The organism is Nonomuraea gerenzanensis, from assembly GCF_020215645.1.
Lineage (GTDB): Bacteria > Actinomycetota > Actinomycetes > Streptosporangiales > Streptosporangiaceae > Nonomuraea > Nonomuraea gerenzanensis.
Map to the genome: position 1 here is coordinate 1,806,792 of NZ_CP084058.1, position 18,141 is coordinate 1,824,932.

14 protein-coding genes are annotated in these 18,141 nt (G+C 72.9%); 8 read left to right on the forward strand and 6 right to left on the reverse strand.

Annotation, left to right across the window (positions count from 1 at the left end; all coding sequences use genetic code 11):
• Positions 1-19: 19 nt before the first annotated feature.
• Positions 20-1,657: an asparagine synthetase B family protein gene (locus LCN96_RS08810; RefSeq protein WP_225272092.1), complete on the reverse strand. Its 1,638-nt coding sequence runs from the start codon at positions 1,655-1,657 to the stop codon at positions 20-22.
• Positions 1,658-1,795: 138 nt separating this feature from the next.
• Between LCN96_RS08810 and LCN96_RS08815 the strand changes: the two genes are divergently transcribed.
• From LCN96_RS08815 to LCN96_RS08840, 6 genes are all read left to right on the forward strand, one after another.
• Entirely contained in the window at positions 1,796-3,643 is a 1,848-nt protein-coding gene (locus tag LCN96_RS08815) for a hypothetical protein (protein ID WP_225272093.1), read from the forward strand.
• 31 nt (positions 3,644-3,674) lie between these two features.
• On the forward strand, positions 3,675-4,292 hold the full coding sequence (locus LCN96_RS08820) for a DALR anticodon-binding domain-containing protein (RefSeq protein WP_225272094.1): 618 nt from the start codon (positions 3,675-3,677) through the stop codon (positions 4,290-4,292).
• 124 nt (positions 4,293-4,416) lie between these two features.
• Entirely contained in the window at positions 4,417-5,799 is a 1,383-nt protein-coding gene (gene lysA / locus LCN96_RS08825; protein ID WP_225272095.1) for a diaminopimelate decarboxylase, read from the forward strand.
• Positions 5,796-7,085: a homoserine dehydrogenase gene (locus LCN96_RS08830; RefSeq protein ID WP_263657458.1), complete on the forward strand. Its 1,290-nt coding sequence runs from the start codon at positions 5,796-5,798 to the stop codon at positions 7,083-7,085. The genes lysA and LCN96_RS08830 overlap by 4 nt, the downstream gene beginning before the upstream one ends.
• Positions 7,086-7,126: 41 nt before the next feature.
• Positions 7,127-7,588: a hypothetical protein gene (locus LCN96_RS08835; RefSeq protein ID WP_225272096.1), complete on the forward strand. Its 462-nt coding sequence runs from the start codon at positions 7,127-7,129 to the stop codon at positions 7,586-7,588.
• On the forward strand, positions 7,585-7,941 hold the full coding sequence (locus LCN96_RS08840) for a hypothetical protein (protein WP_225272097.1): 357 nt from the start codon (positions 7,585-7,587) through the stop codon (positions 7,939-7,941). The genes LCN96_RS08835 and LCN96_RS08840 overlap by 4 nt, the downstream gene beginning before the upstream one ends.
• Positions 7,942-7,944: 3 nt before the next feature.
• On the opposite strand, the gene LCN96_RS08845 is transcribed toward LCN96_RS08840, so the two are convergent.
• Genes LCN96_RS08845 through LCN96_RS08860 form a run of 4 tightly spaced genes read right to left on the reverse strand, consistent with a single transcriptional unit; the run spans position 7,945 to position 13,596 of the window.
• Positions 7,945-9,660: a glycosyltransferase gene (locus LCN96_RS08845; RefSeq protein WP_225272098.1), complete on the reverse strand. Its 1,716-nt coding sequence runs from the start codon at positions 9,658-9,660 to the stop codon at positions 7,945-7,947.
• Positions 9,657-11,672, reverse strand: a complete 2,016-nt coding sequence (locus tag LCN96_RS08850; protein ID WP_225272099.1) for a glycosyltransferase — start codon at positions 11,670-11,672, stop codon at positions 9,657-9,659. Before LCN96_RS08850 ends, LCN96_RS08845 begins: the two co-directional genes overlap by 4 nt.
• Complete coding sequence (locus LCN96_RS08855) at positions 11,669-13,162, reverse strand: glycosyltransferase (protein WP_225272100.1); 1,494 nt, start codon at positions 13,160-13,162, stop codon at positions 11,669-11,671. Before LCN96_RS08855 ends, LCN96_RS08850 begins: the two co-directional genes overlap by 4 nt.
• Positions 13,159-13,596 carry a hypothetical protein gene (locus tag LCN96_RS08860; protein WP_225272101.1) on the reverse strand — a complete coding sequence of 146 codons (438 nt, stop codon included), beginning with the start codon at positions 13,594-13,596 and terminating at the stop codon, positions 13,159-13,161. The genes LCN96_RS08855 and LCN96_RS08860 overlap by 4 nt, the downstream gene beginning before the upstream one ends.
• A 251-nt stretch (positions 13,597-13,847) precedes the next feature.
• On the opposite strand from LCN96_RS08860, the gene LCN96_RS08865 reads away from it, so the two are divergent.
• Both LCN96_RS08865 and LCN96_RS08870 read left to right on the forward strand, forming a co-directional pair.
• On the forward strand, positions 13,848-14,921 hold the full coding sequence (locus LCN96_RS08865) for a glycosyltransferase family 2 protein (RefSeq protein ID WP_225272102.1): 1,074 nt from the start codon (positions 13,848-13,850) through the stop codon (positions 14,919-14,921).
• Positions 14,918-16,543 (forward strand): glycosyltransferase family 2 protein, encoded by a 1,626-nt coding sequence (locus LCN96_RS08870; protein WP_225272103.1) that lies wholly within the window; start codon positions 14,918-14,920, stop codon positions 16,541-16,543. Before LCN96_RS08865 ends, LCN96_RS08870 begins: the two co-directional genes overlap by 4 nt.
• A gap of 42 nt (positions 16,544-16,585) precedes the next feature.
• Here LCN96_RS08870 and LCN96_RS08875 read toward each other — a convergent pair whose 3' ends face one another.
• The gene (locus LCN96_RS08875; RefSeq protein WP_263657459.1) at positions 16,586-17,992 is read right to left on the reverse strand and encodes a glycosyltransferase; all 1,407 of its coding nucleotides are present in this window, start codon (positions 17,990-17,992) and stop codon (positions 16,586-16,588) included.
• Positions 17,993-18,141 lie beyond the last annotated feature (149 nt).

Here is an 18,141-nt window from a genome sequence, read left to right on the forward strand (position 1 = left end):
CCCTGTTACCGAGAGTTCACTAAAAAGGAGTGGCCAGGTCGGAGAGGTCGGTTTCGAAGTCGTTCAGCCAGAGGCCGAACAGCACCAGACCGCGCACCCAGAATCGATCGTTCCAGCCGTTGAACCTGGTCAGCGCGTCGGGCCCGCCGGCGACCACCTCGTGCAGCTCATCCGACAGCAGGCTCGGTACCCGGGTGGCCAGAACCTCCAGCATGCGGTGCGAATAGGCGCGGGCCGGAGCCGCCGTGGAGCGCAACGGCACCCGCTGCAGCGGCTGCTTGATCACGTTCGTCGAGGGCAGAGCGGCGACCCGCGGGTTGGCCGCGTACAGCACCTCGCGGTAGAAGCGGCCCTTGTCCTTGCGCGCCACGCCCACCGACAGCGCGGCGTCGAAGAACTCCGGGTGGATGAACGGCGCGGCGAACGACGCCTCCGGGCCCACCAGGTTCACCGCCGAGCGCGCGATGCCCCGCACGGTCCTGGTGTGCAGCACCGACAGCGGCAGCTCGGCCCGGTGCCCGTGCAGCATCGAGGTGGTGGCCAGGAACTGCTCGCGCACCGTCTCGTCCATCCACTGCAGCGCGGCCTTCGACAGGAACGGCTGTGTCGGCTGGCCCAGCGAGAGCGAGGCCAGCACGGCCGCCGACCGGTCGGCCTGGGTCCTGGCCTCCAGCGCGGCCCCGCTGACCATGAAGTTCTTCAGCAGCGGGCCGCCGGCCAGCCCGTCCACGAGGATCCGGCCCGCGCCGTGCACCTCCTTGGCGAAGGGCGCGTACCAGGCGTGGTGCGGCGTCAGATACTCCAGCCTGCGCGCCACCTCCATCGCGTCGGCCGGGTAGTCGGCGGGGTCCTGCGTGACCACCCGGTGCGGGATGCCCAGCTCCCTGGTGATCGACCTGGCGAACGCGATGTCGGTGTCGGTGCCGTCGTCGGGGCTGGTCGTCCACGACTCCACGTCGAACCCGCGCGCCGAGGCCACGCTCGCCAGCAGCCGCGAGTCGTAGCCGCCGCTGACCGGGACCAGCAGCCTGCGCCCCGCGTAGTCCTCGTAGACGCCGTGCAGCAGCTCGACGATCTCCCGCGGGCTGATCCACTTCTCGTACGGCTCCGTCCGCAGCCACCGCGGCAACCGCCGCTCGGTGGCCGGCCGGCCGTGCTCGAACACCAGCGCGCTGGCCCCCGGCAGCCGCTTGACCTCGGTGTACGGCGTCGCCTCGCCCAGCGGGAACGTCACCTGGAGGATCGAGGCCCACGCCGACCAGTCGATCCGGACGGGCACCAGGCTGAGCAGCGGCTGGATCAGGGACGAGAAGTAGACCGCCTCGCCCAGCCGCACGTAGTAGACGTCCACCAGGCCCAGCGCACCCGTGTGCAGCGTCACCTTCCGCCCGTCACCGATCAGCCCGGGCGTCTCGTACGTCTCCGCGACCGTGATCCACTCGTCCTCGGCGGTCTTCGGCCTGCGCTCGCCCCAGGCGAAGGCGTACGCGTCGCCGGCCCGGTGGTAGGGCGGCAACGGCGAGGAGCTGAACAGCGCGGCATCGGCCGACTGCAGCGCGGGCCAGACCTTGGGCCCCGCCGCCATCAGCTTGCCGAGCACGGCGGTGTCGATCCGGCCTAGAGCGCCGCAGACGTAGGGCCGCACGTTGAACTGCACCGGATCTCAATCCCTTCGAGACGCTTCTCGGCAAAGAGTATCCTTTGGCGGGCTACGAGAGCGGAGGTCCGGTTCGCGAACGTAGTGAGTGAACGATGAGACGCAGTGTCTTGACACCGGACCGACGGAGGAGGGCTGGTGTCCACAGAGCTGGAGAGCACGCGACGGGCGTTGCGCGATGCGATCGCGCAGGCCGAGCGGGCGGCTGAGCTGGCCAGGCTGCTGGACGCCGCCCAGGCCGAGCTGGCCGCGGCGCAGGAGAGCGCCGAGGCGGCCAAGGTGCTGGCCGAGCAGCTCGGCGAGGCCGAGGAGCGGCTGTCGGCCGAGCAGGCCACCTCCGACAAGCTGCGCAGGGAGCTGGCGGAGCAGCGCTTCCAGGCCGAGGTGGCGCAGTGGAAGCTCTCCTCGATGAAGGTCGCCCGCTGGAGCAGGCTCGGCGACGCCATCAAGAGCGGCAAGAGCAATCCGGTCCGCCTGGCCAGGGGCCTCAAGGGCGCCGCCAAGCCCGTCAAGCGCCCCAGCGCGCCCAAGCGCAAGCCGGTCGCCGGCACCGCCAAGCCCAAGGACGAGCGCCCCGGAGCCGCCTTCCAGGCCACCACCACGACCAGGACGCTCGGCGGCGCCTCCTTCAAGCTCAAGCCCTTCCGCGTGCCGACCGGTCCGAACACGCGCCCGCACCTGACGGCCGCGGTGATCGCCGACCCGCACGCCGAGGCGCTGCTGCGTTACGAGTGGCGCCAGACGACCGGCTTCACGCCCCGCGACTTCGCCAGGGTGCTGCCCCTGGAGGTGCCGCACCTGCTCGTCGTCGAGTCCGTCACCCAGGGCCCGTGGGCCGAGGAGATCACCGGCGAGCCCGGCGAGGGGCTCAAGGCGCTGCTGGCCTGGTGCGCCGAGCGCGGCATCCGCACGGTGTTCTGGCACACCAAGGGCGACGTGTCGGCGTACGCGGCGGCGGCCGACCTGTTCGAGCACCGCTTCACCGCCGACCTGACCGTGGCCTGGCCGCGGCTGCAGTACGGCGTGCAGCCCCGGGTGCACAACCCGCTGCCGCTGTCCGGGGGCCGCATCGACCGCGTGCTCACGCTGGACCAGCTGCTGCCCGAGCACCTGGCCTACCCCGACGTGCTGACCTCCTACCGCTGGCCCGCCGCCGCCGACTGCCCGCCGGGCACCCCGCAGTGGCGGCTGGCCGAGATCGCCGCCTGCGGCACGCCGATCGGCACCGAGGCCGACTCCCGGCGCGCGCACGTGGCGCTGCGCAGGGCGTACGCGATGGGCACGATGAGCGAGCGCGTCGACGAGCTGCTCGACGCCATCGGCCTGCCCAGTGCCCGCGCCACGCTCAACACCTCCGTCCTGCTGCCCGTGCTCGACCCGTACCTGCTGGAGCACGCCCTGGCCCAGGTCGCCAAGCAGTCCGGCGTCGACCAGGTCGTCATCATCGGCCCGCCCGAGGCCGAGCTGCGGGCCCGCGACGTGCTGCCGGACGTGGAGGTCATCCACCGCCGCCCGCAGGCGGCGATGACCGAGGGCGCGATGCTGAACGCCGGCATCGACCTGTGCGAGGCCGACCTCGTGGCGGTCATGGACCCGCGGGACGTCTACGGCCCGCACTATCTGTCGGACCTGCGGCGCGCCTTCCTGTTCAGCACCGCCGACATCGTCGGCAAGGCCGCCTTCTACGCCCACCTGCGCAAGCCGCAGGCCACGCTGCTCAAGCAGCCGGAGGCCGAGTACGCCTACCTGCCCGAGATCACCGGCGGCACCCTGCTGGCCCGCCGCAACACGCTGCGCGAGCTGGGCTTCGCCGACCTCACCGAGGGCTGGGACGAGGTCCTCATGCGGCAGTGCCGTACGGACGGGATCAAGGTCTTCTCGGCCGACCGGTTCGGCTACGTGCGGGTGCGTGACGAGGACCGCTGGCTCCTCGGGGCCGCGCACCTGGTCGAGTACGGGTCGGCCGAGCCGCACGCGCTCATCTGAGTGCTCGCCCGGGGCGCGTAGGGTCGCTCCCATGACGCTGCCCGACGAGCTGGCCGAGGTGCTGGGGGAGCCGCCCGTGCCCGAGGGCACGTGGGAGCGGGCGGCCGGGTACGTCTCGGCCGCCGCCCTGCGCCGCCGCGTGCCCGCCGAGGAGCTGGCCGCCCGGGTGCGGGGGCTCGACGGGGTGGCCGGCGTGGCGGTCGAGGGGCGGGGCTTCCTGCGGATCGTCCTGACGGAACCTCCGCTGGACGCCGAGCCTGCGGCCATCCCCTTTCAGCCGGTCTGGCCGGACTTCCCGCGTACCTGGGACAACCCCGGCTTCGTGGTGCGGTACGGGCACGCGCGGGCCTGCGCCGTGCTCAGGTGGGCCGGGCAACTGGGGGTGCCGGGTGGCTTCGAGGCGCGGGAGCTGTCCGATCGTCACCACCGGGCGGTGCTGCGGGTGCTGGCCGAGCTGCCCGGACGGCTGGTCAGCAGGGAGCCGGGGTGGGAGGGTTATCTCCTGCGGCTCGCGCTCGCCTACCACGACGCGCACGAGCGGGCGCCCGCCGTTCCGAAGGGTGACGAGGAGCCGGGGGCCGTGCACGCGGCTCGCGTGCGGGTCGCGGACGTGGTGCGCAAGGTGCTTCCGGGACCGGATCGCATCTAACGCGTCACAAAATATCCGGCTAAACGGCGAAAAATCGTAAAAATATCCCTTCTCGGGCTTGATCGCGTCTCGATACGTGGGCAGAGGGTCATGGCGTACTTGCGCTTCCGATAGCCTCGATCGGGTGAGTCGATTCGCCCATCCCGCCGGGGACCGGCACGCCGAGATGCTGCCCCAGGAGCGCCCCCCGCTGGCGCCCGCCGACCTCAACCGGATCAACCCCGCGATCTGGCCCCGAACGTCGACCCGGACCGATGGCGCGCTCACGGTCGGCGGCGTGGACGTCCGCGACCTGGCCCGCGAGTACGGCACGCCGCTCTACGTCCTCGACGAGGACGACGTGCGCTCGCGCATGCGTGACTACGCCACCGCGTTCGCCGGCTCCGAGGTCCACTACGCCGGCAAGGCATTCCTGTGCAAGGAGATCGTGCGCTGGCTGGAGGCGGAGGGCCTCGGGCTCGACGTGGCCAGCAACGGCGAGCTGGCGGTCGCGCTGAGCGTCGGCTTCCCCGCCGAGCGCATCACCATGCACGGCAACAACAAGTCCGTGGCCGAGCTGACCAGGGCCCTGGAGGCCGGGGTCGGGCACATCGTGGTCGACTCCTACGACGAGATCGCCCGCCTCGGCTACCTCGCCGAGCAGCACGGCAAGCGTCCCAAGGTGATGATCAGGGTCACCACCGGGGTCGAGGCGCACACGCACGAGTTCATCGCGACCGCGCACGACGACCAGAAGTTCGGCCTCTCGCTGAACACCGGGGCGGCGGCCGAGGCCGTCCGCCGGATCCTGGCCCTGCCCCAGCTGGAGCTGGTCGGGCTGCACTCGCACATCGGCTCCCAGATCGTCGACACAGCCGGGTTCGAGGTGGCCGCGCGCCGCCTGACCGCGCTGCTCGTGCAGATCAAGGACGAGCACGGCGTGGTGCTGCCCGAGCTGGATCTCGGCGGCGGCTACGGCATCGCCTACGTCGAAGGCGACGAGGCGCCCGACATCAAGCAGCTGGCCGACAGTCTGCGTGAGATCGTCGCCAAGGTGTGCGTGGACGCGGGCCTGCCCGTGCCCCGCCTGACCGTCGAGCCGGGCCGCACCGTCGTCGGCCCAGGCGGCATCACCCTCTACGAGGTCGGCACCATCAAGGACGTCGAGGGGCTGCGCACGTACGTGAGCATCGACGGCGGCATGAGCGACAACGTGCGCACGGCCCTGTACGGCGCCGAGTACACCGCCGCGCTGGTCAGCCGGGCCAGCGACGCCGAGCCCATGCTCAGCCGCCTGGTCGGCAAGCACTGCGAGAGCGGCGACATCATCGTGCGCGACTTCCACCTGCCGGCGGACCTCGCCCCCGGCGACCTGATCGCCGTGGCCGCGACCGGCGCCTACTGCCGCTCGCTGGCCAGCAACTACAACTACCTGCCCAGACCCGCCGTGGTCGCCGTCTCCAACGGCGCCTCCCGGGTGATCATGCAGGGCGAGACCGAGGACGACCTGTTGAGGGGGCAGCTGTGAAACCGCTGAAAGTGGCTCTGCTGGGCTGCGGAGTCGTCGGCTCGCAGGTCATCAGGCTCATGCACGAGCAGGCCGACGACCTGGCCGCCCGCGTCGGCGCGCCGCTGGAGCTGGCCGGGGTCGCCGTGCGCCGCCTGGGCCGCAAGCGCGACATCGACGTCGATCCCGCGCTGCTGACCACCGACGCCGAGTCGCTGGTCACCCGCGACGACGTGGACATCGTGATCGAGGTCATCGGCGGCATCGAGCCGGCCCGCTCGCTCATCGTCGCCGCCCTGTCCAGGGGCAAGTCGGTGGTCACCGCCAACAAGGCGCTGCTGGCCGAGGACGGCTCGACCCTGCACGAGGCCGCCAGGGCGGGCAAGGGCGACCTGTACTTCGAGGCCAGCGTGGCCGGCGCCATCCCGCTGCTGCGGCCCCTGCGCGAGTCACTGGCGGGCGACCACGTCAAGCGGGTGCTCGGCATCGTCAACGGCACCACCAACTACATCCTCGACAAGATGGACTCCACGGGCGCCTCCTTCACCGACGCCCTGGAGGAGGCCCAGACGCTCGGCTACGCCGAGGCCGACCCGACGGCCGACGTCGAGGGCTTCGACGCCGCCGCCAAGGCCGCCATCCTGGCGGGGCTCGCCTTCCACAGCCGCGTGCGTGCCGACGAGGTGCACCGCGAGGGCATCACCGAGATCACCGCCACCGACGTGGCCTCCGCCAAGGCCATGGGCTACGTCATCAAGCTGCTGGCCATCTGCGCCCGCTCCGACGACGGCCGCTCCTTCGGCGTGCGGGTGCACCCGGCCATGATCCCGCGCTCCCACCCGCTGGCGGGGGTGCGCGAGGCGTACAACGCGGTCTTCGTCGAGGCGGAGTCGGCGGGCCAGCTCATGTTCTACGGCAAGGGCGCGGGCGGCGCCCCCACCGCCTCCGCCGTCCTCGGCGACCTGGTCGCCGTCGGCCGCAACCGCCTGGCGGGCACCCGCGGCCCCGAGGAGTCCACCTACGCCGACCTGGCCGTCCATCCCATGGGCGAGACCGTCACCCGCTGCCACGTGGCCCTGGACGTCGCCGACAAGCCGGGCGTGCTGGCGCAGGTGGCGGAGCTGTTCGCCAAGCACGACGTGTCGATTCAGACCGTCCGGCAGGAGGGGCACGGTGACGACGCCCAGCTCGTCATCGTCACCCACCGGGCCACGGATGCCGCGTTGTCGGCGACGATGGCGGGGTTGCGGGAGCTGGACATCGTTCGGGCTGTGGCGAGTGTGATGCGGGTGGAGGGCGACGAGTAGCGCAATTGACTTCGGAATAAGTTCCGAAGTACTGTCGTCGCATGGATACGCCGACGGTTCCTTTCAGCGATCTCTCCAAACATTCCAAGGAAGTCGCCGAGACCGTCAGCCGTGCGCATCGCGTGCACATCAGGCGGCGTGACGGTGAGGACCTCTACCTCACGACCGCCCGGCACGACCGGGAGCGGGAGGAGACCGCGAGTGTCGTGGCTCACCTGCTCTCGGCGCTCGTCCTGAGTGAGGTAGGCGTCCGGGCGGTCGAGCACGCGCTCCCCGCCGTCTTCTCGTGGGCCCGGCATCTGTCGGCCGACGAGCAGCGAGAGTTCGTGCGGGACCTGGTCGACGCCACCAAGGACGCCGTTGAGCTGGATGTCCACGCCACTCTGCACCGGGTGATCGCCGAGTGGCGGGCGACCGCTCGCATCCTGGCCGACCCGGCTCTGACCGCCAGCCTCACCCGCCCTTTGCCGGACGAGGACCATGGTGAGGTGCTCGCGCCGTGAGCCCGAAGCGCGGGGACGACGTGGCGCCGCCTCCGATCGGCGACGAATGGCGCGTACGGTTCGCCACGAACGAAGCGGCCAAAGGATGGGCGGCGTTGTGCGCGCAAGCTCCGTCGAATGCCCGTCGCTGTTACGAGAGGCTGAGAAACGACCCGCTCTTCACGGAGAACCCTGATCGGCAGCACCGGCTGCGCGGCCGTCTGGCCACCGCGAGCTTCGGTGGCCGGGACCTGCCCCAATGGGAGTTCGAGGTGACTGCTGCTGGACGCGTGAGATACCTCATCGACGCGGACCGGCGCACCGTCCACTTGGTGTACGCCTCTGACCGGCACCCGAAGGACACCGACGCGTAGGGCTCAGTCGCCAGGGAACGCCAGGTCGCGGACGCGGCGGACCGCGCGTCTGATGACGGTCCTGTTGCGCTCCCCGGCGAGCCGCACCGCCTCCCGCCGCCACGCCTCGGCCTTCTCACGCCACCGTGCCGCGTCCCGCCCGTGCTTGCCCGCCTCCCTGCGCGCCTGGGCGAGCTCGGCCCGCAGCGCCGCCACGCGCTTGCGGTAGCGGGCGACCTCCTTCTCGTGCTCGGCCTTGAGGACGGCCACCTCGGACGGCGGGCGCCGGCGCGGCGGGTAGACGGCGGGCCGGCGCCTGAAGCCCCAGGTCTCCCCGTCCACCCACTCCAGCCCGAACAGCTCGTCCACGAGGTCGTCGAGGCGATCGCCCGGCGCGCGCACCAGATCGGCGCGCGCCAGGGCGGCCGTGCGGTCCAGGCGGGCGATCGTGACGCCCTGCGCGGTCTCCTCCAGGGCGACGCAGAGCGAGCCGGAGTCGTGCTCCTCCAGGTGCGCCACCAGGCGTTCCACGGTGTCCTCGGCCACCACCCACCCGGGCGGGACCGACAGGCGGAACGGGGCCCTGCCGGGACCGGCGTGCGGGTCGTGGGCGGGCGGGGCGAGGTGGACGCGGGGGTCGTGGTCGAAGGAGGCGTGAATGAGGCGCAGGTCCAGGTGGGGGTCCGCGAGCGGGGCGCGCCGGTCGGGGGTGAGCAGCTCCCAGGGGCCGGTGACGGTGACCCGGACGTCGGGGAGCGAGCCGGCCAGCAGGGAGTCCACCGTGGCGCGCACGTCCTCGTAGGAGCTCGCCGGCACCGTCGCGTCCTCGCAGGAGGTCGCCGGCACCGTCGCCTCCACGTACGGCACCAGCCACTGCCGCCCCGCGTCCATCCGCAGGTAGCGCCGGTACGGCACCCGATCGGCCACGTACGGATCGTTGTACCGCTTCAACGCCCGATGATCACGCATCGCCGTCGGCAGCCCGACATGCCACGCCCTGGACTCGGGGTCGGGCACGAACACCGCGCCCCCCTGCGTGAGCCGATACCCCAGCTCGGTGTCCTCGGCCAGCACCAGCGAGGTGTCCATCCCGCCCACCGACCGCAGCAGCGCCGCCGGGTACGACACGGTGGCCCCCACATGGATCCTGGTGGCCAGGGAGGAGGGCGCGGCACGCAGGCCGTCGTGGTCACCGATGATCTGCTCGGCCCAGTCATGGCGGTGCGCCGCCAACGGGAAGAGCCGCTCCTCAGAGCCCGCCGCCAGTGCGCCCACGACCTCCTCGGGCGAGGGGAGCGGGCCGGGCCCGGTGAAGTCGATCCAGCCCAGCGCCACCACGTACGGGGCCAGGTGGTGCCAGCGGAGCTGGGCCTCGACGTGCCGGCGGTGCGGCACCATGTCGGCGTCCAGCACGAACACGACCTCGCCCGTCGCCACGTCGATCCCCGCCTGCACAGCCCAGGCGCGTCCCCAGCCGCCCGGCGGGCTGGAGACGAGCTTCGTCCTGGCCGGGACGATCTCCGGCAGGCTCAGCGGCGTGGCGCTGCCGTCGTCCACCACGACCACGTCCATGAGGTGCCCGGGATAGCTCTGCGCCGACAGGGCCGCGAGCGTGAGGTCCAGCGTCTCCTGGCGGTCGTGCGCCGGGATGACGACGGTGACGGTGAGGGCAGGCTCCCAGTCGCCCAGCGTCGGCGGGGTCAGCACGCCGAAGTCGTTGTGGGGGATGCGCGGGATCACGGGAGCGGGCTCCCGTCGAGCGCCATCAGCGCGTTCGGGCGGAAGCCGCGCCACTGCCGCCGGTTGCGCTGCAGGAACGTGCCGATCGGCTCCTGCCAGGTGTGGTTGGCCGCGGGGCCCCTGCGCAGGATGTAGCCGAGCCCGTGCGTACGGTAGATCTGCCCGCCCGCGGCCTGCAGCGCCTCCTGGAACTGCGTGTCCACCGAGCGCGGCAGCGGCCTGAACCCGCCCACCGCCTGGAACGCCGACCGCTCCACCAGGATGGTCCCGCCCGCCACGAAGCTGGTGATCTGCTCGGTGATCTGATGGCGGTGCACGGTCACGTCGATGGACGACAGGTAGACGAACTCCGGCACCGTGCCGACCACCTGCGCCCCCGAGTACGAGTGCGCCAGCAGCAGGTCGGCCAGGAAGTCGGGCCCGTACCAGTCGTCGTCGTCCATCTTCAGCAGGAACGAGCCGGCGGCCCTGGCGGCGGCCAGGTTCAGCACCTCGCCGAAGACGGCCCGGCGGTCGGCCTCGTACACGGTCAGCGGCCCCTCGAACGCGGCGATCGCCGCCGCCACGTCCGGATGGCCCTTCGGCACGCCGTGCAGGGCGAGGATGACCTCCAGCTCCGCGCCGCGCTGGCGGGCGATCTGGCCGAGCGCGAAGGACACCATGTCGGTGCGGCGGGTGGCCAGCAGCACGGACGTGAGCGGGGGAGCGGGCGCGGGCGCGCCGAGCTGCTCCCACCGCGCGGCCACCCCGTGGGTGCGCAGCGCGGCGCGGCGCAGCAGGATGCTGTGCTCCTCCCGCCGCAGGTCGTCGGCGAGGTCAGGGGTACGGGTGAGCAGCTCGACGAGCTCGCCGCCGAGCGCGCCCGCCCAGCGCGGCACCGGGCCGGACACCAGCGGCACCCCGGCGGCGCTCAGCCCGGCGAGCACCCGCACGGCCGCCAGCGGGCCGCTGTGCGCGTGCCGCCAGTCCACCTCCACGCCCCTGATCTGGCGCAGCCTGGCCACGTCTGCGTCGGTCACGCCGCCCGACTCGGCGAACGACGTCACGACCTTCCCGTCCAGCACCACCGACCAGCGCCCGTCACGCTCGGCCAGGGACGCCAGGCCACGGGACGGGGTGGTGACGAAGCCCTGGGGGTTGACCAGGCGCTCGTCCACGGGCGGGATCATGGACGGCTCGGCCAGCACGTCGGGGTCGGCCAGCGGCGAGGCGGCCATGCCGGGGCGGCCGAGCTGTTCCCAGCTCACGGCCTCCAGAGCGGGCCGCTCGATCGGCGTCCCGGCCCCCGCCCACGCGGTCTCGGGCGCGGTGAGAGCCCATCCGGCCTCGGAGGGCTTGGGTGCCCGTCCGGGCTCGGAGGCCGTGAGGGACGCGCCGGCGGCCGAGGGCGCGTCCTGGCCGGGCGCCGGATCCAGCGCGTCCGCCGTCAGCGTGCGCAGCACCACGTCACCGCCCGGCGCGCCCACCCGCTCGGGCACGGGCCCGCCGACCTCGGCGGGCGTCGCGTTCGGGTCGCCCGGCCGCCAGTCGGCCGCGCCGACGCCGGCGATCGCCGCCGCCGGTGCCGCGATCACGTCGAGGCGGTGCCCGGCGAACGCGCGGGCCGTGGCCGTCACCGTACGGCCGGCGGGCGTGGCGGCGGAGAACCGGGCGTCCACCACCCAGACCCGGTTCTTCGGCTGGTGGACCCGCAGGTCGGTGAGCGCCCGCCACCGGTGCGCCGGGGTGGGCGTGGGGACGGGCGCCGGGTGCGAGGCGGGCGTGTCGAGCACGGCGACGACCACCCGCTCGGCGTGCGGCAGCAGCTTGTGCAGGGTGGCGATCCTGCGCAGGTCGGCGGGGGTCATGGCGAGCACGAGCACGTCGCGGCAGCGCTCCGGCTCGGTGTGCGGCTCCAGCAGGTCGCGGTCGAGGTCCACCGCGCCGTCCCTGGCGTGCAGGTGGGGCACGTCGTCCATCCCGGCGAAGAACACCCGCGCCTCGCGCAGCTCCGCCAGCAGCCGCTCGATCATCCGGCGCTCCGGAGGTGGCGCATGAGCGAGTTCAGCGGCCCGCGCGGCTCCTGCTCGGCGGGTGGCTCGCTGAGCCGCTCGACCTCGGCGGACAGCCGTTCGACCGTGGCCTTCAGCTCCTTGATCTCGGCCAGCCGCTGCCCGGCCAGCGCCCGCCACTTGGCGGGCTCCCCGGTCAGGGGCTCCGCCTCGTCGGCGGGGGCGAAGCCGTACTCGGAGCCGCTGACCCACTGCGACCCGAACATCTCGTCCACCAGGTCGTCGGCGGCGCCGGTGAACAGCGCGGCGCGGGCGAAGGCGGCGGTGCGCTCCAGGCGCGCGGCCACGACCCCGTCCGGGCACTCGGCGAGCGCCACGCAGATCAGCCCGAGCAGGTCGCGGTCGGCGTGCCGGACGAGCCCGGCGAGCGTGTCGGCGCCCAGCACCCACCCGGCGGGCAGCGTGACCAGGAACGGGGCGGGCGCGGCCGACTCCGGTACGCTCTGCGCGAACTCGACCCGCGGCTCGTGCGCGTAGAGGTTGTGCAGGAGGCGCAGCTCCAGCAGGGGGTCGTCGAGGTTCGAGCGCCGCTCGCCGGTCAGCTTGCTCCAGGGCCCGACGAGGGTGACCGCCGCGTCGGTGAGCGTGCCGGCCAGCGCCGAGTCCACGGTGGCGCGCGTCTCCTCGTACGTCGTGGCGGTCACCGCGACCCGCACGTACGGCACCAGCCAGTGGCGGCGCGGATGCTTGCGCAGCCAGCGCAGATCGGGGATCAGGTCACCGAGGTAGGACCAGTTGTGCCGGTGCACCTCCCGCTCCCGCGACATCACGGTGGAGGGCCCGACGTGCCAGGCCCTGGCCTCGGCGTCGGGGATGAACACCGCGCCCGCCTGGGCCAGCCGGTAGCCCAGCTCGGTGTCCTCGGCCATGTTCAGCGTGGCGTCCACGCCGCCCGCCGCGCGCAGCAGGTCCGCGCGGACGGAGGTGGAGGCGCCGGTGTGCAGCAGGTACGGGTTCGCCCCCGCGTCCTTGAGCCGCCTGGTCGATTCGAGGATCTTCTTCGTGTACGCGCTCTGCGTGCCCTCCTCGCCCGGCGCGTCCACGAACCTCGTCTCACCGATCACCACCGCGTAGTCGATCAGGTGGTGCCAGCGCAGGTGCGCCTCCAGGTGGTCGTCGGCCAGGAGCATGTCGGAGTCCAGCCAGTGGATCACGTCGCCGGTGGCCGCGAGCTGCCCGGCCTGCCTGGCGGCGCCGCGTCCCCACCCGTCGCGCACCTGTACGACCCGCGCCCCCGGCACCCGCAGCGGCGGCTCGCTGCCGTCGTCGGCCACGATGATCTCGACCAGCTCGGCCGGGTACGTCTGCCGCGCCAGCGCGGGCACCGTGCGCTCCAGCGCCTCCTGGCAGTCGTAGGCCGGGATGACCACCGACACCCGCAGCGACGGCCGCCACGTGCCCGGCTCCGGCGGGCGCAGCACGCCGTAGTCGTTGTGCCTGATCCGCGTCATACGGCGTCCTTGGCCAGGCCCCTGATCTCCTCGCGCAGCTCCGCCACCTCGCGGGCCCGCGCCATGGCGTTGACCCGGTCCTCACCGAGGGAGGCGAGGATGGCGCCGATGTCGTCGGCCCGCCGCGCGGCGGAGTCCTCGACGGCCTGCACCAGCACGTCCAGCCTGGTCTCGATGGTCTTCAGCGCGGCGGTGGTCCTGGCCAGCTCCGCCTCGTGCTTCTTGACGCGCAGGTCGATGCGGTGCGCCTTGCCGTCGAGGCGGCGCACGGTGAGCAGGAGCAGGGCGAGCGCTGCCAGGCAGACCAGGAACGCCACGGTGGCCGCGGCGGCGCCGAGCGTGATCAGGTCGGCCAGGACGAGGAGGGCGAGCACGCCGAGGGCCAGTGCTGCGAGGGGTGCGGCGGTCGCCGCCAGCCGGCGGGGCGAGAGCATCCGCGCATACCTTTCGTAGTTCACGACTGGGAGGACATCGGAGGCTTCACGGACATCAGGGGAGTATTGACACCTTATTCAACATTGGCAACCACCGTGCCATATCTTCCAGCAGGTTCCCAGCGAATCATCAGGCTCACGGCCTGCGCCGAACGTCTCCTGCCGAATCTGGCATGCGCGTCTACTCGCCAGTAAAACGGGCGTAAGGTAGGCGCCGATCACATCCCGTACGGCCGAGGAGCACACCACCCATGTCCGTCACCCCCTGCGGCTTCACGCGTACGCCGGAGAAGGGGCTGGCCCGCCTGCACTGGGGCGACACCGGCTGGGCGGCGGAGGGCGAGCCGCTCGACGTGCCCGCGCTGCGCCCGCTGCGCGGCCTGGAGGTCGAGTGGCCGGACAGGCGGGTGCCGCTCGACGGCTTGCTCGAACTGGCCGCCGCCGGGGTGCCGCTGACGGCCGGGCACGCGCCGCCGTGGGTGCCGGACGACCTGGCGGCGCTGCTCACCGACCGCGACTGGCTCGGCCACGCCGCCGACGGCACCGCGCGGTCGCTGGCCGACCTGCGCCGCGAGGAGCACAGCGTACGCCTGCGCCGCCTGGCCCACCCCGTCGCCGTCCCGCAGGTCAGCATCCTGATGGCGACCAGGCGACCGGCCCTCGTCGGTCAGGCTCTGGCCCAGATGGAGAGCCAGCGCGACGTCCGCGCCGAGGTGCTGCTGGGGCTGCACGGGGTGCGCCACGACCAGGTACGCGACGCGGTCGCGGCCTGCTCGCTGCCCGTGCGGTGGGTGGAGGCCGACGCGTCGGTGCCGTTCGGCGAGGTGCTCAACCGGGCCGCGGCGCTCGCGAGCGGCGACCACCTGGCCAAGTGGGACGACGACGACTGGTACGGCCCCCGCCACCTGGCCGACCTGTTCATGGCGGCGTCGTACGCCGGGGCCGACGTGGTGGGCACCACGGCCGAGTTCTTCTACCTGGAGCCGTTGAAGGCGACGGTGCGGCGCACGACGTTCGCGAGCGGGGCGAGCTATCCGAGCGAGGTCTGGGCCGATCACGTGGCCGGTGGCACGATCATGGTGTCTCGCACGAAATTCCATGAAATAGGCGGATTTCCGGGATTGCCGCGTGCCGTCGATCTCGAATTCCTGAAAGCGGCGCAGAAGGCGGGCGCCCGCGTCTATCGCACGCACGGGCTCGGTTACGTGCTGCGCCGCGGCCTCAGCGCCGACCACACCTGGCAGCTCCCGCTGTCCCACTTCCTCAAGGTGGCCGTCAACCAGTGGCGCGGCTTCCGCCCCAGCCTGCTGATGGAAGCCGCATGACCGGACGCGGCAGAGTGCGCGGCAACGACTACCGGGTGCTCGCCCCCGAGGAACACTTCACGCCGCGGCTCACGGTCAGCGTCGTCATCCCGGCCTACGGCGGGCAGGACAAGCTCGACCTGGTGCTCGCCGCGCTGGCCAGACAGACCTACCCGGCCGGGCTCACCGAGATCATCGTCGTCGACAACGGCAGCTCGCCGCCGCTGCGGCTGCCCGCCGGCACGGCCGCCCGGCTGGTGGTGTGCGAGCGTCCCGGCCGGGCCAGCGCGCGCAACGCCGGGCTGGCGCTGGCCACGGGCGACGTCGTCCACTGGCTCGACTCCGACGTGGTGCTCACCCCCGGGGCCGTCGAGGCGCACATGCGCTGGCACCACGCCGCCCCTTACCTGGTCGTCACCGGCTACCTCCGCTTCACCGGCGCGCCGCTGCCCGCCGTCCTGCCGGACGACCTGGAGGCGGCGTTCGAGCCGGCCGAGCCGCACGCCTGGATCGTCGACCTGGTGGAGCGCACGGACGGGCTCACCGACAACCCGCAGCGCCCCTTCAGCCTGCACGTCGGCGGCGCCACCTCGGTCAGCGCCCGGCTCATCGAGGCGGCGGGGCCGATGGACGAGGACCTGATCCTCGGCCAGGACACGGAGCTGGGCTACCGGCTGGCGCAGGCGGGCGCCGTCTTCGTGCCCGAGCCCGCCGCCCGCGCCTACCATCTCGGCCCGACGATGCGCATGCGCGACAAGCAGCCCATCGACCGGGTCAGCCACGCCTTCGTCGCCGACCGCATCCCGGCCTACCGCTGGCTCAGGGGGCACCCGGGGCGGCAGTGGAAGGTGCCGTACGTGACGGTGGTCGTGGACGGCACGCGCGGCTACGACGACGTGCGCGCCAGCGTGGACGCGGTGCTCGCCGGCACCGTGCCCGACGTGTCGGTGCTGCTCACCGGCCCCTGGTCGGCGCTCGACCGCGACCGCCGCGCCCCGCTCCAGGACCCCGACCTGGAGCCGGTGCTCGTCCACGGGCACTACCTGCACGAGGGCCGCGTCCGCCTGGCCGAGAAGGCGGAGGTGGACCCGGCGGTGCCCTTCGTCCTGCACCTGCCGGCCGGCTGGGCCCCCGCCGAGGACACCCTCGCCCGCCTGCTCGACCTGGCCCGCGACGACGGCCTCGGGCTGGTCAACGTCCTGCTGCACGAGTCCGCCGACGGCGTCGTCGCGGCCCGTCTGGAGCGTACGTCCGCCTTCGCCCGGGCCCGCATCGTCGCCGCTCCCGGCGAGGACCTGGACGACGTGGTGGACGAGGTGTCGGGCGTGGCCTGGGTCGAGGGCGAGACGTACGGCTTCACCACCGAGCCCGCCGCCCCGCAGGGCCGCCGAGGGGCGTACCGGGCGCGCGAGGAGGCGCAGGCCGAGGCCGCCCGGCTGGCCAAGGAGGTCGAGCGGCTGCGCGGGCAGGTCACCAAGTGGCGGGAGGAGGCGGGGCGGTGGCGCAAGTCCACCGTGGAGCTGCGGCGCGAGGTGGGCACCCTGCGCCGCCAGCTCACCGCCGTCACCCGGGCGCAGCAGGGGCTGCGCACGCTGGTCTCCACCACCATGCGACGCGCCCTGCGCAAGCGGCTGCGCGGCTGACGGCGCCCCGCCGGGACCCCCGTCAGTTGCGCCAGACCCTCGTCAGTTGGGGCGCAGGGCGGACTTCAGCCGCCGCAGCAGCGAGTTCTCCGCCGGATCCCCCGGCAGCGCCACGGGTGCGGACGCCGCAGGCGGCGCCGGGATGGTGACCGGCTCGGGCTGCGCGGGCGCGGGCCAGAACCGGTCCGGCGGCTCGTGCCGCACCCCGTGCGTGACCGAGATCACCTCGTCCACGTCGTCGCCCGGCGAGGTGAGCAGGCAGGCCCGCCCCAGCGCGGAGGTCCGTTCGAGCCGCGCCGTGCGCCCGTCGGGCAGGTCCACGACCAGCACGCCGGTGAGGTCCTTCTGCACCGACTCGACCATGCGCTCCAGCGTCGCCCGATGCAGCGGCACGTCCACCGGCCCCCGGTAGCGGAACGGGATCGGCGCCGGGGTGGGCGCGGCCTCGTCGATGAGCCTGATGCGCTGGTCGTCGGCGAACAGGTCACGCATGAGCCGCAGCTCGAAGCACGGGTCCGACAGGCCGAAGCGCTCCCCGGACGACAGCCGCGACCACGGCCCCACCAGCGTCACCACGACGTCCTGCAGCTTGCCGTCCAGCGCCGCCGCGACCGCCTGCCGCACCACCGACTCGCTGGTGCCGGTGACGTCGAGCACCACCTCCACGTACGGCACCAGCCACCGCCGCCCCCGGTCCTTGCGCAGGTCACGGCGCAGGGGGATCCGGTGCGCCAGGTACGGCTCCACGGCCCGCACGGCGCGCTCCCTGTCACGGTGCTGCGAGGGCAGCCCCAGGTGCACGGCCTGCGCGTCCATGTCGGGCACGAAGACGACGCCGTGCATGGCCAGCCGGTAGGAGAACTCGGTGTCCTCGCCCCGGATGACGGTCGGGTCCAGACCGCCCACGGCGTGGAAGACCTCCCTGGGAAGGGCGAAGGTCGGGCCCGTGCACACGTGGTAGGGGTTGCGGCTCTTGCGCAGCCCGTCGGTCTTGGCGATCGTCGCCTCGGTCGAGCTGGCCACGGCGCTTCCGAGGTCGAACAGCTCTCCCAGACGTCCCGCCCGGAAGACCTGGCGCGGCGTGACGGGTGGCGCCTCGACGAACTTCTTCATGCCGATCGTGACCAGGTAGTCGGTCACGTGGTGCCATCGGGCCAGGGCCTCGATGTGCTCGCGGCAGGCGACCATGTCGGAGTCGAGCCGCTGGATGATCTCCCCGTCGGCGGCTTTCGCGCCGGTGTTGACGGCGTTGGAGATGCCCCAGCCGTCCTCCACGCGTACCAGCCGGGTGCCGACCGGGCGGATCTCCGGCAGGCGGATGGGCGGCCGGCTGCCGTCGTCGACGACCAGGACCTCCATGAGGTGCGCCGGGTACGTCTGCGCGGCGAGCGCCGCCAGCGTCAGGTCGAGCTTGTCCTGCCCGCCGTGCGCGGGTATCACCACGCTCACGGATAGGGCGGGTGACCAGGCGCCGAGCTGCGGTGCCGCCAGTGGTGAATAGTCGTTCTGCCTCAGAGCAGGACGCGCGTTCATGGTCGTGACCCCCTGCCGAGACCTTATCGGGAGATGCTGAGAATTTCCTGAATAGTGCTCCTGTC